At 44.2% G+C, this 206-nt stretch carries 1 protein-coding gene; it reads left to right on the top strand.

Annotated elements, in window-relative coordinates; genetic code table 11:
- The coding region (locus tag A3756_RS28655) for a hypothetical protein (protein WP_231875503.1) at window positions 1–206 on the top strand (206 nt) is incomplete at both ends.

Raw genomic sequence — 206 nt, 5'->3', positions numbered from 1 at the left:
GTTGCCTTCCAAGCCTTATGGCCAAACTCTCTCTATTGGCAGAAAATCAGCATCCCCTTCTTCATGAATATGAGCGTTGCATTCGGCTTCTTATATTGTCGCGCCTACATCAACTTAAGAGTGCTGTCTCTCAAGCTTGACCTGTCAATTAAAGTCTTGGCGGCGCTAGCTTTTGCCACAAGCTTACTCTGCTTTATTATCGAATA

The organism is Oleiphilus sp. HI0086 (genome assembly GCF_001635225.1).
The sequence above is the reverse complement of the archived record's forward strand: the minus strand, read 5'-3'. Positions and strand labels throughout refer to the sequence as shown.